Origin of the sequence: Pararhizobium sp. IMCC21322 (genome assembly GCF_030758295.1) — a bacterium.
In the GTDB taxonomy this organism is placed as follows: Bacteria; Pseudomonadota; Alphaproteobacteria; order Rhizobiales.
The window spans coordinates 2,744,016-2,757,001 of record NZ_CP132335.1; the positions used below are offsets into that span (position 1 = coordinate 2,744,016).

12 protein-coding genes are annotated in these 12,986 nt (G+C 52.5%); 9 read left to right on the forward strand and 3 right to left on the reverse strand.

The window, feature by feature from the left end:
• Positions 1-26 precede the first annotated feature (26 nt).
• The gene (locus tag RAL91_RS13020) at positions 27-1,931 is read right to left on the reverse strand and encodes a SurA N-terminal domain-containing protein (RefSeq protein WP_306256638.1); all 1,905 of its coding nucleotides are present in this window, start codon (positions 1,929-1,931) and stop codon (positions 27-29) included.
• Between the two features lie 201 nt (positions 1,932-2,132).
• Between RAL91_RS13020 and tpiA the strand changes: the two genes are divergently transcribed.
• Complete coding sequence (tpiA, locus tag RAL91_RS13025) at positions 2,133-2,891, forward strand: triose-phosphate isomerase (RefSeq protein WP_306256639.1); 759 nt, start codon at positions 2,133-2,135, stop codon at positions 2,889-2,891.
• Positions 2,892-3,031: 140 nt separating this feature from the next.
• Here the strand turns inward: tpiA and RAL91_RS13030 are convergent, their stop codons facing one another.
• Positions 3,032-4,318 (reverse strand): DEAD/DEAH box helicase, encoded by a 1,287-nt coding sequence (locus RAL91_RS13030; RefSeq protein ID WP_306256640.1) that lies wholly within the window; start codon positions 4,316-4,318, stop codon positions 3,032-3,034.
• 410 nt (positions 4,319-4,728) lie between these two features.
• Here RAL91_RS13030 and secG point away from each other — a divergent pair, with 410 nt between their 5' ends.
• The 8 genes from secG (at position 4,729) to RAL91_RS13070 (ending at position 11,710) form a co-directional block, all read left to right on the forward strand.
• Positions 4,729-5,106: a preprotein translocase subunit SecG gene (gene secG / locus RAL91_RS13035; protein ID WP_306256641.1), complete on the forward strand. Its 378-nt coding sequence runs from the start codon at positions 4,729-4,731 to the stop codon at positions 5,104-5,106.
• A gap of 97 nt (positions 5,107-5,203) precedes the next feature.
• On the forward strand, positions 5,204-6,832 hold the full coding sequence (locus tag RAL91_RS13040; protein ID WP_306256642.1) for a CTP synthase: 1,629 nt from the start codon (positions 5,204-5,206) through the stop codon (positions 6,830-6,832).
• Between the two features lie 38 nt (positions 6,833-6,870).
• Positions 6,871-7,758 (forward strand): VOC family protein, encoded by an 888-nt coding sequence (locus RAL91_RS13045; RefSeq protein ID WP_306256643.1) that lies wholly within the window; start codon positions 6,871-6,873, stop codon positions 7,756-7,758.
• Positions 7,755-8,597 (forward strand): 3-deoxy-8-phosphooctulonate synthase, encoded by an 843-nt coding sequence (gene kdsA / locus RAL91_RS13050; protein ID WP_306256645.1) that lies wholly within the window; start codon positions 7,755-7,757, stop codon positions 8,595-8,597. Before RAL91_RS13045 ends, kdsA begins: the two co-directional genes overlap by 4 nt.
• Before the next feature lie 28 nt (positions 8,598-8,625).
• Positions 8,626-9,330 (forward strand): ribose-5-phosphate isomerase RpiA, encoded by a 705-nt coding sequence (gene rpiA / locus RAL91_RS13055; RefSeq protein WP_306256646.1) that lies wholly within the window; start codon positions 8,626-8,628, stop codon positions 9,328-9,330.
• A gap of 51 nt (positions 9,331-9,381) precedes the next feature.
• Positions 9,382-9,924, forward strand: coding sequence for a DUF2059 domain-containing protein (locus RAL91_RS13060; RefSeq protein ID WP_306256647.1), 543 nt, complete (start codon positions 9,382-9,384; stop codon positions 9,922-9,924).
• Between the two features lie 76 nt (positions 9,925-10,000).
• A complete protein-coding gene (gor, locus tag RAL91_RS13065; protein ID WP_306256648.1) occupies positions 10,001-11,380 on the forward strand; it encodes a glutathione-disulfide reductase in 1,380 nt (459 codons plus the stop codon).
• 96 nt (positions 11,381-11,476) lie between these two features.
• Positions 11,477-11,710, forward strand: coding sequence for a hypothetical protein (locus RAL91_RS13070; RefSeq protein WP_306256649.1), 234 nt, complete (start codon positions 11,477-11,479; stop codon positions 11,708-11,710).
• Between the two features lie 14 nt (positions 11,711-11,724).
• Here RAL91_RS13070 and RAL91_RS13075 read toward each other — a convergent pair whose 3' ends face one another.
• Positions 11,725-12,870, reverse strand: coding sequence for a carboxylate-amine ligase (locus RAL91_RS13075; RefSeq protein ID WP_306256650.1), 1,146 nt, complete (start codon positions 12,868-12,870; stop codon positions 11,725-11,727).
• Positions 12,871-12,986: the final 116 nt, after the last annotated feature.

The window sequence follows — 12,986 nt, forward strand, 5'->3', positions numbered from 1 at the left end:
CTGTCCTTTTTGACCGAGCGAAGGCCTTACTGGTACGGTTGATCTGCAGTTCCGGCCAGCATCTGGGTCAGCAATGGCTGGTTCAGCGAAACACCCAGATTGCTCTGCAACTCGGAGACATATTGGGTCAGCAACTCGTTTTCAAGCGCGGGCCTTGCGGCCTGAGCAATTTGCTGAGTGGTCTGCTCTTCACGAAAAAACGCTGGAACCGATGCTTCAGTCAGCTGGAACACGAATCGCTGCGTCGGATCTGCAGGCGTAAAGAAGCCAAAGGCATCCGGCTTGGCTTCAAACACTGTTGCAATGTTTTCTGCTGAAAGACCTTCTTTGCCGCTCAGTCGTGTGATCTTGTCAAGGGTCTGAATAGGTTTGGAGCGCGCCTGAGCAAGTGACGTAAACTCGGTATCGGAAGACAGGTTTTCGACCAGATCGGAAGCCAGCTTATCCAATGCTTTCGCAGTCTCATCACGCACCCAGTCGGCACGCACCCGGGCAGGGACCTCATCAAGCGTTCGATCACGGTCAGGCGTAACGTCAGTCACTTCATACCAGATAAATTCATTGTCGCCTTCAAGCGGCGGATTTTCCACGCCAATCTCAGACTCATAAACGCCCCGCAACAATTCGCTGCTTAGGGGAAGATCAGAAATAATCGTATCACTTTCATCAAGACCATTCTGACTGACGGCAGCAACTTCCCGCAACGTCAGATCATTTGCGGCAGCAACTTCCCTAAGGCTTGCGCCGCCGGCTATGGAGTCTTCAACCCCATCCCGAACGGAGAAAATCTGGTCAATTGCCTGGTCTCGTGCGATCTCCTGTTTGATCTGGGAGGCAACCTCTTCAAATGGCTGTGTGGCAGCGGCCTGAATGTCGGTAACGCGCGCCAGAACAGGTCCAAAGCGACCTTCGATAACATCGCTGATGTCAGCATTAGAGAGTGAAAACACTGCATCGGCAATGGCCGTATCAATCATGTCTTCCCGAGCGACAAGACCTAAATCAATATCTGCAGCTGTTACATTACGTTGTTCCAGAAGCGCTTCCCAAGTGGTGCCCGCGTCCAGCAAAGCCTTGCCTGCATCCGCTTCTTCCTTCGACGGAAAAACCAATTGCTCAACCCGGCGTTTTTCAGGCTCTGAAAAGCTGTCTGCCCGTTCGTCGTAAATACGTCTTGCATCATCGTCAGATACTGCATCGGCATCCATCACGTCTTCCAGAGTGAGGTGTATCAGCGAAATTGAACGATATTCCGGCGCCCGATAGTCCGCTTTGTTTTCTTCAAAGTAGGTGTTGAGATCTTCATCCGACGGACTTGGGATAGCGGGTAGATCTGACGGTTCCAGAGTGATCGCACGAATGGTGCGCACTTCATTGCGGTACGCGTGAACGGCCTTCAAAAGTGTTTCAGGAACACTGATGCCGCCCGCAACACTTTCTGCAAGCTGCCGCCGTTCTGAAAACGCGCGCTGATCTGAAACAAATTCAGACTCGGTCATATTATTCGACTGCAGAATTTGCTGCAGGAAAGTTCGGTCAAATTGCCCGTCCGGACCACGAAATGACGGATTGTTGCCAATATCATCCCGCAACTTGTCATCCGAAACGCCAAGGTTGAGCTTGGTCGATACATCATCGAGGGCAGCTTCGGTTACCAATTGCGAGATAACCTGATTGGGAATGCCAAAGGCGGTTGCCTGTGTCAGGCTCACTGGCTGCTGAATTTGCCGCTGCAAGCGGGAAATCTCGATAGAGAGCGCGCGGTCAAACCGCTCCGCACTGACGGTGGTATCCCCGACAGTTGCAATTGTAGTTCGGTTTATGCCGCCGACAAAGTCGTTGACGCCCCATATTGCAAAGCTGAGTACCAAAAGACCGATCAGAACTTTGGCCACCCATGTGCTGGCCGATTTCCGCAACGCGTTGAGCATGGTTTCCCCTGAATTTCTTGAACAGGCCCCAACACTGTGAGGTCCAGAAAGGATTTGCCGTGTGATAGTCAATTTGTGGAAACAAGGGAAGGCAATTTTGGGGCAAGGTCCCAACTCAGGTCAGAAAGCTGGTCACATGCTTACCGCTGGCCTTTCCTGCTGACCTTTGTTATCCAGCTTTCCAGTGTATTTTGGAGGATCATGATGAGTTCGATTAAGCCGTTGATTGCAGGCAATTGGAAAATGAATGGCTTGCGTTCAGATATGGACGAGTTTGCTGCAATGGCACAAGGTTACTCATCGGAACTAGCCGGAAAGGCGGATGCCATGATCTGCCCGCCTTTCACATTGATTGCGGCTTTGGCAAATCATCCTGATCGCGGAGCGTTGGCTGTGGGTGCGCAAGACTGCCACACAGCATCATCCGGTGCCCACACCGGCGATATATCAGGAGGCATGATCGCTGATTGCGGTGCAAAAGCTGTCATTGTCGGTCATTCTGAACGGCGCCAAGACCACGGCGAGACTGATGCATTGGTTGCTGAAAAGGCAAAAGCTGTTTGGGACGCCGGTTTGACGGCAATCATCTGCGTTGGTGAAACGGAAGCGGAAAGACGCGGTGGCACGACGCTTGCTGCTGTCGAACAACAATTATCTGGTTCCGTACCGCAAGGTGCAACCGCTCAGAATTCAGTCATAGCTTACGAGCCGGTCTGGGCCATTGGCACTGGCCTGACACCGGGAATAGACGATGTTGCAGAAGTTCACGGCTTCATGCGTTCCTTTTTGGCAAATAATCTCGGAGGCGAGGGCACTGCAATGCGGCTTCTCTACGGTGGATCTGTCAAACCCGGAAACGCCGCGGAATTAATGGCGGTACCTCATGTCAACGGTGCGCTCGTGGGTGGCGCCAGCCTGAAAGCAACAGATTTTCTGGGCATCATTCGCGCTGTTTCCTGACAAGCTGACCTGCCGGCGATACCGATATATGGTTGAGCAGGCGGTGGGGCGATTAATACTTCGCTGGCGCGTGATACATCTAATCCGGCACAAAAAGGGCTGCACATGGCAGCCCCTTATTAATTCACATGCAGGTCCGATCAGCCGGTGGCTGATGCCTGTCGCTGTCCGGAACGCGACCGCGATTTTGCCGCAGGGCGGCGACCAAAATTCTGCTTTGGTCGCTTGTTGCGATTTGGCTTGTTAGGCCGTCCGGTCTTGCGTTCGGTCGCAGGCGGCTCATTCATATCAACCGCTGCAACGCCTTCCGGAGCTGCAATCACCTGGATTTCCTGATTGGTCAGACGCTCGACCGCACGCAACAATTTGCGTTCTTCCGGTGCGCAGAGTGCAATCGCCTGTCCAGCAGCACCGGCTCGAGCGGTACGACCGATACGATGAACATAAACTTCAGCCACTTCCGGCAGATCAAAATTCACGATCAGATTGACGCCGGGCACATCAATGCCCCGAGCTGCAATATCTGTTGCAATGAGAACCGGCAGCCTGCCTGTGCGGAAGGCAGCCAGCGCTTTTTCACGCTGGTTCTGGGATTTGTTGCCATGAATGGCAGCAGCATCAATTCCATCTGCAACCAGACGTTTGGCGACTTTGTCGGCACCGCGTTTTGTACGGGTGAAAACGATAGTCTGTTCGCCCACACGTTCTTTAAGCATCTTGCTTGTGACAAACATCTTTGATGGTTGCTGGACATGCATGACGCGTTGATCAATGCGCTCAGCCGTTGTGGCAACAGGCGTAACGGAAATCTCGACTGGATCCTTGAGATGTTGTTTGCTCAACGCCCGAATTTCTTTTGGCATTGTTGCAGAGAACAACAGCATCTGCCGGTCTTTTGGGACCATGGCGATGACTTTGCGGATAGCGGGAAGGAACCCGATATCAAGCATCTGATCCGCTTCGTCCAGAACCAGCGTCTCAACCCGCTTCAGATCAAGCGCTTTTTGATCAATGAGATCCAGCAAGCGACCAGGTGTTGCAACTAGAATGTCCACACCTTGAGCAAGTTTCTGTCGTTGTGGGCGCATGGAAACGCCGCCCATAACTGTCGCACTTTTAAGCGGCAGTTTGGCACCGTAGCTGCGCACAGCTTTTTCAATCTGTGACGCAAGTTCACGCGTTGGCGATAAAACCAGTACGCGGACACTGTTCGGTTGCACCTTGATTTTGTTTTTCATCAAGCGGTGCAGCAAGGGCAGCGTAAACGCCGCTGTTTTGCCGGTGCCGGTCTGAGCAATGCCGACCACGTCGCGGCCTTGCATAATCACAGGGATGGCTTTGGCTTGAATAGGAGTTGGTTGCGTGTAGCCTTCATCGGCAAGCGCATTCAGTATCGGCCGATCAAGGCCGAGGGATTCAAATGTCACGTAATATCTTTCTGTTGGCCCTGTCGTCCGCTGTTTGCGGATAGATGTGGCGCATGGACTAGGTCAAAAATTGTCCCAGTCTGCGCGAGCGATCAAACACTCATACCTCAGGGACTATTGGGGGGTGTCGGGGTGTGCTTTAACAGCAGTTGTCCGGCAAAAAGCCGAAATGGCCCCGTTCCAATGGCGCGCTTATGCGCTTCGAATTGCAGGAAAGTCAAGGTCTTGTTTCAAATGGTTTTGAAAGTGATATCCGTATGCAGGTGCGTATCTTGCCCGTCGCTGGCCTTGGAGCTTGCAATTTCACCGCACAACTCCCAATTAAATGATGCAACACAACACCACTGGCGTCTCACGTCAGGATCGTGTAGAAGCGCGCGCAACAGTCTTCTTTGTGACACAGGTTTCAAATGTCCGCAGTTATAATCGTTATCCATCTGATGGTCGTTCTTTCAATGATCGCCGTAATACTCCTTCAGCGTTCCGAAGGCGGTGCACTTGGCATCGGCGGCGGTGGCGGCGGAGGTGGCGGTAATTTCATGACCGGCCGAGGCGCAGCGAATGCGCTCAGCCGCGCAACCACATTTCTAGCTATCGGTTTCTTTGCCACATCAATTGCGTTGTCGATTATCGCAAATGTGGAAAATACCTCCGGCTCTATTCTCGACACCATTCCAGGTTCCGAGGAATTGGGCGGTACTGGCAACGGTATTCTGGATGCACTTCCCGGTGCATTGCCAGAGACACCTGCTGAGTCAGCGGTTCCATCTGCTCCTATCTCGGAATAGACTGGGCCATAAATTATCTGGAAAACGCCCGTTTTTTCAAACGGGCGTTTTCTTTTGGCTTTCCGAATCATTTTCACAGGCTTAAAGCTTTGATCCCATGGCGCGATATATTTTCATAACCGGCGGCGTGGTGTCCTCCCTTGGTAAAGGTTTAGGTTCCGCAGCTCTTGGTGCCTTGTTGCAGGCCCGTGGCTTTAAAGTGCGGCTGCGCAAGCTCGACCCCTATCTCAATGTAGATCCGGGAACGATGAGTCCTTACCAGCATGGTGAGGTGTTCGTAACCGATGATGGTGCGGAAACCGATCTGGATCTGGGACATTATGAGCGTTTCACACAGCGCCCAGGCAACAAACAAGACAACATCACCACCGGTCGGATTTATCAGGAAATCATAGCCAAGGAACGGCGCGGCGATTATCTGGGCGCAACGGTCCAAGTGATTCCCCATGTCACAGATGCTATCAAAAGCTTCGTGATGGACAGCAATGAAGACTACGATTTCGTTCTGTGTGAAATTGGCGGCACAGTTGGCGATATTGAAGCGCTGCCGTTTTTCGAGGCAATTCGCCAGTTGGGCAATGATCTGCCGCGCGGCGACGCGATCTATATTCACCTGACATTGATGCCTTTCATTCCAACAGCGGGTGAGCTGAAAACCAAGCCGACTCAGCACTCGGTCAAGGAACTGCGATCCATCGGCATTCAACCGGACATTCTATTAGTTCGGGCAGACCGTGAAATTCCATCGGAAGAGCGTCGCAAACTGTCGCTATTCTGTAACGTCCGGCCGTCAGCCGTAATTCAGGCTCTGGATGTAAAATCCATCTACGATGTTCCATTGTCCTATCACGCAGAAGGACTGGACGCAGAAGTGTTGGCAGCCTTCGGCATCGACGATGCGCCGGAACCGGATTTGGCGGCTTGGGAAGATATTTCCAGGACTGTGAAGAACCCTGAGGGTGAAGTGACGATCGCAATCGTCGGCAAATACACCGGTCTCAAGGACGCTTACAAATCACTGATGGAAGCGCTCGCGCATGGCGGCATCGCCAATGCAGCGAAGGTCAATCTGGAATGGATTGAATCCGAAGTCTTTGAAAAGGAAGATCCTGCGCCTTTCCTGGAGCACGTCCACGGCATTCTGGTGCCAGGTGGTTTTGGAGAACGCGGAACAGAAGGCAAGATAGCCGCCGCCACCTTTGCCAGAGAACGCAAAATTCCCTATTTCGGAATCTGTCTTGGTATGCAGATGGCCGTCATTGAGGCGGCACGCAATCTGGCCGGTATTAAAGACGCCGCGTCTTCGGAATTCGGACCAACAGGCGCACCCGTTGTTGGGTTGATGACTGAATGGACCATTGGAAATTCTCTTATTCGCCGCAGTGCGGATGGAGATCTGGGCGGTACAATGCGGCTGGGCGCGTATGATGCAACATTGACCAAAGGGTCGAAGATTGCTGAAATTTACGGAACCACATCCATTTCAGAGCGCCACCGGCATCGCTACGAAGTCAATATTGACTATCGCGAACAACTGGAAGAAGCCGGGCTGGATTTTGCCGGATTATCTCCCGATGGCATATTGCCGGAAACGGTCGAATTGCCGGACCATCCCTGGTTCATCGGTGTGCAGTACCATCCCGAACTGAAGTCCCGTCCGCTTGATCCGCATCCCTTGTTTGCGTCTTTCATAGCCGCTGCTATAGAACAAAGCCGTCTCGTATAAGACCGGGGATAAAACTCCGACAACATCTGGAGCCGCCCATGGACCCCGCGCCAACCTCTATTGACCATCTTGTGTTGCCTGTGCGCGATCTTGATTTGGCACGTGCCAGATATGAGGCACTTGGGTTTCATGTTGCTGCTGACGCCCAACATCCTTTTGGCACCGAAAATGCCTGCATTTTCCTGCAAGACGGCACCTATCTGGAGCCTTTGGGCGTTGCGGACCGGACATTGGCAGAAATCGAGGCCCGAAAGGGCAATCCGTTTTTACGGCGTGATCAGGCCTACCGGTTCCGTGTTGACGATGAAGGACTGTCCATGGTGGCGATGCGGTCCAGGAACGCAGCCGCCGATCTGAAGACTTTTTCAGAGCTTGGTTTCGCGTTTGGTGAACTGTTTCCGTTTTCACGGACCGCTGAAACCCTCGATGGTCCCATCAAAATTGGCGTGGAGCTTGCGTTTGCCGCCGATGATCGCGCGCCGGATGCGACTTTCTTTGCTTGTGAACGTATGAACATGGATGCTCTTTGGTCGCCAGAGCGAACAGCTCACGAAAATGGCGTCATCGGCCTGTCAGCGGTTCTGATGTCCGAAGAAAACCCCACTGATTTCCAGTATCTCCTGCAGGCGGCAACCGGGATGCGCGATTTTGCATCTTCCTCAAACGGCCTGTCTTTCCACATGGAAGGTGCGGACATTTTCTGTTTCACACCAACTGCAATGCAACAACTGTTTGCCATTCCATGCGCAAGATCGGAGCGCGGCGCACGCTTTGAAGGGGCTGTTTTCATATGCAGGTCTGTTCGGGAACTCAAGGCGCACCTGGAAGCTGGCGGCATTGAGTGCTTTGATCATCTGGGTCGCCTCATAGTTCCCGCAGCTCCCGGGCAGGGCGTGCCATTCATTTTTGAAGAGAGTTCGCAATGACTGAAAAAATCACACCTAACGCCACTGTAAGTGTTCGCGGTGTTAACTTTGACAACAACGCTCCCTTTTCGTTGATTGCCGGTCCGTGCCAGATGGAAAGCCGTGACCATGCTTTCGACATGGCGGGTGCATTGAAGGAAATGACCGATAAACTGGGCATTGGCTTTGTTTACAAGAGCTCGTTTGACAAAGCCAACCGCACCAGTCTTGGCGCCAAGCGCGGAGTCGGCCTGGACAGCGCCATGGCCATATTCTCTGATATCGGCAAAGAGCTTGGGCTGCCGGTCATTACCGACATTCACGAGAGCGAACAATGTGCTGAAGTTGCTGAAACGGTGGACATTCTTCAAATTCCCGCTCTTTTGTGCAAGCAGACAGATTTGCTTCTGGCCGCTGCTGCAACCGGTAAAGCCATCAATGTGAAAAAGGGCCAATTTCTAGCGCCTTGGGAAATGGCCAATGTTGTAAACAAGGTCATCAGCGGCGGAAACCGGAATGTCCTGTTGACCGAGCGCGGCACCAGCTTTGGCTACAATACGCTTGTGAGTGACTTCCGGGCATTGCCGCAAATGGCTCAAACCGGCGCACCAGTCATTTTTGACGCGACGCATTCGGTCGCGCAACCAGGTGGTCTGGGCGGCGCTTCGGGCGGGCAAAGGGAATTTGCACCAGTTTTGGCGCGTGCCGCTGTTGCTGTTGGGGTCGCGGGCTTGTTCATCGAAACTCATCAGGATCCGGACAATGCGCCGTCAGATGGGCCCAACATGATTAGACTGGACGATATGCCTGCGGTGCTGGAGCAGTTGAAAGCTCTGGACCAGGTATCCAAGGGATTGTGACTACAATTACGCCAACAGGTGAACCAGGATGACAAGGCAGTTCAAGATTGACGCGGCGAATGCGGCTTTGTCACTTGTGGAAGATGGCATGAAGATTGGGCTGGGATCCGGCTCGACCGCAGAAGAGTTTGTGCGGGTTCTTGCGCCAAAGGTGGCCGAAGGTCTGTCAATCATCGGAGTGCCGACGTCAGAGCGTACGGGCGCATTGGCAAGAGAGCTTGGCATACAGATTTCTACTCTGGACAGCTATCCCCATCTCGATCTGACAATCGACGGCGCAGACGAGATTGACGGGCGTCTACAGCTTATCAAAGGCGGCGGAGCCGCTCATCTGCGTGAGAAAATCGTTGCATTTGCATCGGATAAGGTTGCGGTGGTTGCCGATCATACCAAGAAAGTTGATATGCTCGGTGCTTTTCCTCTGCCGCTTGAGGTCATTTCTTTTGGCCTCGTTGCAACGAAAGCCGCAATTGAGAAATTGTGCAAAAACGAATTTGGGTTGACGGCAAAATTAACGCTGCGTGAAAATGCAGGAGCACCGGTTGTAACCGACAACGGGAACCTTGTTTTGGATGCATCTTTTGGCCGTATTCCCGACACAAAAGGACTTGCAACAGGGCTCTCGCAGATACCGGGTCTTGTAGAGCATGGTTTGTTTATCGATATAGCAGATGTTGCCTTTATTGCGGGGCCAGGTGGTGTGGAAACCATATCACGAGCGGCCTCAGCCTGATCAGAATCGGCAATTGATTTGCCGGGAGACAAAATGAATAGGGAACCAAGAATGACATACTTCTTCAAAATGCGCAGCGCATTGCTCGCACTGGTGCTTATGGGGGCTGGCACAGTGTTGCCACAGACAGCGGTCGCACAAACCCCGACAGACCCTGAAGTCATCAAGATGATGAATGATCCAGCCGCGCTCAAGATTGCCAATGAGATTTTGGAAGTTTCGCGCGTCACGTCCGGTTACAATAATATTCTTCCCGAAATGGCAGAACGCACCAAGCAAACCTTCACACGAACCGCTCCGCAATTGGCAACTCTGATTTCTGAAGTGACTGATACGGTGGCTGTTGGCTTGATTTCCAAACGTGTGGAACTTCAGCAGGAAGCCGCAAAGCTTTGGACCATGCGTTTCAGCAAGGAAGAACTTGAAGAAATTCTGGAATTCTACAATTCACCGGTCGGCGTCAAATTTGCCCTGAACTACCCGCCTATTTTGCGGGATTCAGTTGAATTGACCAATGATTGGGGCAATGAACTGGCTCAGGAACTGGCCGCCAAAGTGCGAGTTGAAATGGGTTTGCGCGGTCACAAGCTCTGATACGCTTTTCACGATACTGACTTTGGCAATTGAAGAGCGTTTGCTGGTTTGAGCGAAACGCGTGGGGAACTGTTTCATGCAGGAATTTGACTACGATCTGTTCGTGATCGGAGCAGGGTCGGGCGGTGTTCGCGCGGCCCGGATCGCGTCACAATATGGCGCGAGAGTGGCCATTGCCGAAGAGTATCGGGTTGGCGGTACCTGTGTGATCAGGGGCTGTGTGCCCAAGAAACTGTTTACCTATGCAGCGCATTATTCAGAAGATTTTGAAGATGCTGCCGGCTATGGCTGGACGGTTGGTGAGACCAGCTTTGACTGGGAGACACTGATCGCCAACAAGGACCGCGAAATCGACCGCCTTAATGGCATCTACATCACCAATCTTGAAAAAGCCGGTGTTGAGGTTTTTAAAACACGTGCAACCATGCGGGATCGCCATTCGGTCTATCTGGTGAAGGAAGAACGCCACGTTACTGCAAAGACGATTTTGATCGCGACCGGCGGAACGCCAAACTTTGATCCAACCATTGATGGTATTGAGCACACCATCAGCTCCAATGAAGCATTCCATTTGGAAGAGCTGCCAAAATCGATCGTGATTGCCGGCGGCGGCTATATCGCCCTGGAGTTTGCCTGTATTTTCAACGGTCTGGGAGTGGACACCACAGTTATTTATCGCGGAGAAAAGGTGCTGCGCGGATTTGACGATGATGTTCGGGATCTGGTTCAGCAATCCATGATCGACAATGGCATTACAATTGATCTCGGCGACATCTTCACCAAAATCGAGAAGACGGAAGTGGGATTGATCGGCCATACCCAAAAAGGGAAAGCGCTGAAAGCGGATCAGATCATGTTCGCGATTGGCCGTTCACCGAACACTGACGGGCTTGGACTTGCCAATATCGGAATTGAGTTGAATGGTAAGGATGCCATCAAGGTTGATGAGTATTCACGCACATCCATCGACAATATTTTCGCGGTTGGCGATGTCACTGACAGGGTCAATTTGACGCCCGTTGCCATTCGCGAAGGACACGCTGTCGCAGATAATGAATTTGGTGGCAAAGACGTGATCGTGGATCATACCGAGATTGCGACAGCAGTATTCACAACACCGGAAATCGGCACCGTTGGGATATCGGAAGAGGAGGCCGTGGCCACCTTCGCGTCTGTGGATGTTTACAAATCCAGCTTCCGCCCGATGAAATCCATCCTTCCGGGACGCAATGACAAGATGCTGATGAAGCTGATTGTGGACGCCGACACGGACCGTGTTGTCGGTTGTCACATTGTTGGTCCGGCTGCAGGCGAAATGTCGCAATTGGTCGGGATCGCCGTCAAAATGAAGGCAACCAAAGCCGATTTTGACGCCACAATGGCGGTCCATCCAACTGCGGCAGAGGAATTGGTGACCATGCGCGAGCCAACGACACGGCATCGGCGGGACGGTTAAATTTTCGCGCAGGCTTGTTTCATAGTGTCAGGCGCACGATATGTTGTGTAGGAAATTGATACGAGCGCAATTGATGCAAGCCCAAGGGAACCGGAAATGAATTTCATCAAACAAATCTTGCAGTTCGCGATCAGAGTGGTGACCTCGATCATCTCGCTGGTGGTGTTGCTCGGTGTTGGAACTCTGGCTCTGGGCGCGTTGGTCGTGGCAACACTCGCCGTGGTTCTTCGTGTTAAATGGTTGCAGCGCAAGTTCTCAAAACAAACTGATCCTCGCATGGTGAATGCTGAAAAAACCGAAGATGGCCATTACACGGTTTCCGGTCTTTAGCAGCAGGCTAAACCCTAACTGCATCCTTCCAGTGTTTCCGTGATCAGATGGTCGACCACGTCTTTGAATGCGCGTTTATCATTATGACCCGCATTTTTTGCCTTTTCATACACTGCTAGCTGTCGTTCAGCACTGGTTCCATGCTGCACTATTTTGCGGCAATGTTGAACTTCATCCACACAATCCAGAGCTTCTGCATCTTCGGCCACCAGCTCAATCAGCTCTTCAATGAGTTCGGAGTAGGCAATGGCTGTTCCTGCACCAAAATCGATCAATTTACCCTCAACACCATGGCGTTGCGCCAACCAGCGGTTTTCATTGATGAGAAAGTGCGAGTAGGTGCGCCAGCGCTGGTTTGCCACACGCAGACGGTACAGCATTCGGGCCAAACAGCGATACATTGAGGCGACGGCAAGCGCATCTTCAACGTGCGTACACATATCAGTTATGCGCATCTCCAGGGTTGGATAACGGTTTGATGGCCTTAGATCCCACCACACCTTGGTGGCATCCTCAATGACGCCGGCCTTCACCAGCGTATCAATTGTCCGGTGATACTCGTCGGCGCTGTCAAAGCCATAGGGCAGGCCAGTCCTTGGCATTTCGTCAAAGACTGACAGACGATAGGACTTCAAACCGGATTTGCGCCCCTGCCAGAATGGAGAGCTTGTCGAGAGTGCCAGCAAATGCGGAAGAAAATACGTCAGCTGATTGAACAGATCGTTGCGCACAGCCCGGTCTTCGATGCCGATATGGACATGCATGCCGCAGATCACCATGCGCCTGGCCACAACCTGTAAATCCTGGGCCAGCTCGTTGTAGCGTTCCTTATCGGTATTCTGCTGACGATCCCATTTCGCAAATGGATGGGTGGAACAGGCAATGGGTGCAAGACCATAAGCATCGGCAGCACTCGCGACCGTTGCGCGGAAATGCTGCAACTGTGTTCGCGCTTCATCTATCGTCGCACAGACCGGGGTGCCGACTTCAACCTGGCAACGCAGGAACTCCGGCATGACATGGTCGCCCAACAGGCGTTTGCAATCCTCCATGAAGTCCGCTGGCGGATCCACAGCAAGGTCGCGCGTGTCCTTGTCGACGAGAAGATATTCCTCCTCGATGCCCATTGTCAGTTCCGGCTCTTGCGGCTTGTCTGTCATAGTTTGGCGTTCCTCCAGTTCTGCTGGTCAGCCTGCCACAAAGCCCTGCAATAAGACAACTTTTCGGGTCGCCAGATAAGCATCATGAAAAATCAAAGGTAAGCCTTTGAATCCTG

What these genes read in the sequence shown, in the direction of transcription:
- RAL91_RS13020 (WP_306256638.1), bottom strand. Translation starts at nt 1,931, where the DNA reads ATGCTCAACGCGTTGCGGAAATCGGCCAGCACATGGGTGGCCAAAGTT.
- tpiA (WP_306256639.1), top strand. Translation starts at nt 2,133, where the DNA reads ATGATGAGTTCGATTAAGCCGTTGATTGCAGGCAATTGGAAAATGAAT.
- secG (WP_306256641.1), top strand. Translation starts at nt 4,729, where the DNA reads ATGTCCGCAGTTATAATCGTTATCCATCTGATGGTCGTTCTTTCAATG.
- RAL91_RS13040 (WP_306256642.1), top strand. Translation starts at nt 5,204, where the DNA reads ATGGCGCGATATATTTTCATAACCGGCGGCGTGGTGTCCTCCCTTGGT.
- RAL91_RS13045 (WP_306256643.1), top strand. Translation starts at nt 6,871, where the DNA reads ATGGACCCCGCGCCAACCTCTATTGACCATCTTGTGTTGCCTGTGCGC.
- kdsA (WP_306256645.1), top strand. Translation starts at nt 7,755, where the DNA reads ATGACTGAAAAAATCACACCTAACGCCACTGTAAGTGTTCGCGGTGTT.
- rpiA (WP_306256646.1), top strand. Translation starts at nt 8,626, where the DNA reads ATGACAAGGCAGTTCAAGATTGACGCGGCGAATGCGGCTTTGTCACTT.
- RAL91_RS13060 (WP_306256647.1), top strand. Translation starts at nt 9,382, where the DNA reads ATGACATACTTCTTCAAAATGCGCAGCGCATTGCTCGCACTGGTGCTT.
- gor (WP_306256648.1), top strand. Translation starts at nt 10,001, where the DNA reads ATGCAGGAATTTGACTACGATCTGTTCGTGATCGGAGCAGGGTCGGGC.
- RAL91_RS13070 (WP_306256649.1), top strand. Translation starts at nt 11,477, where the DNA reads ATGAATTTCATCAAACAAATCTTGCAGTTCGCGATCAGAGTGGTGACC.
- RAL91_RS13075 (WP_306256650.1), bottom strand. Translation starts at nt 12,870, where the DNA reads ATGACAGACAAGCCGCAAGAGCCGGAACTGACAATGGGCATCGAGGAG.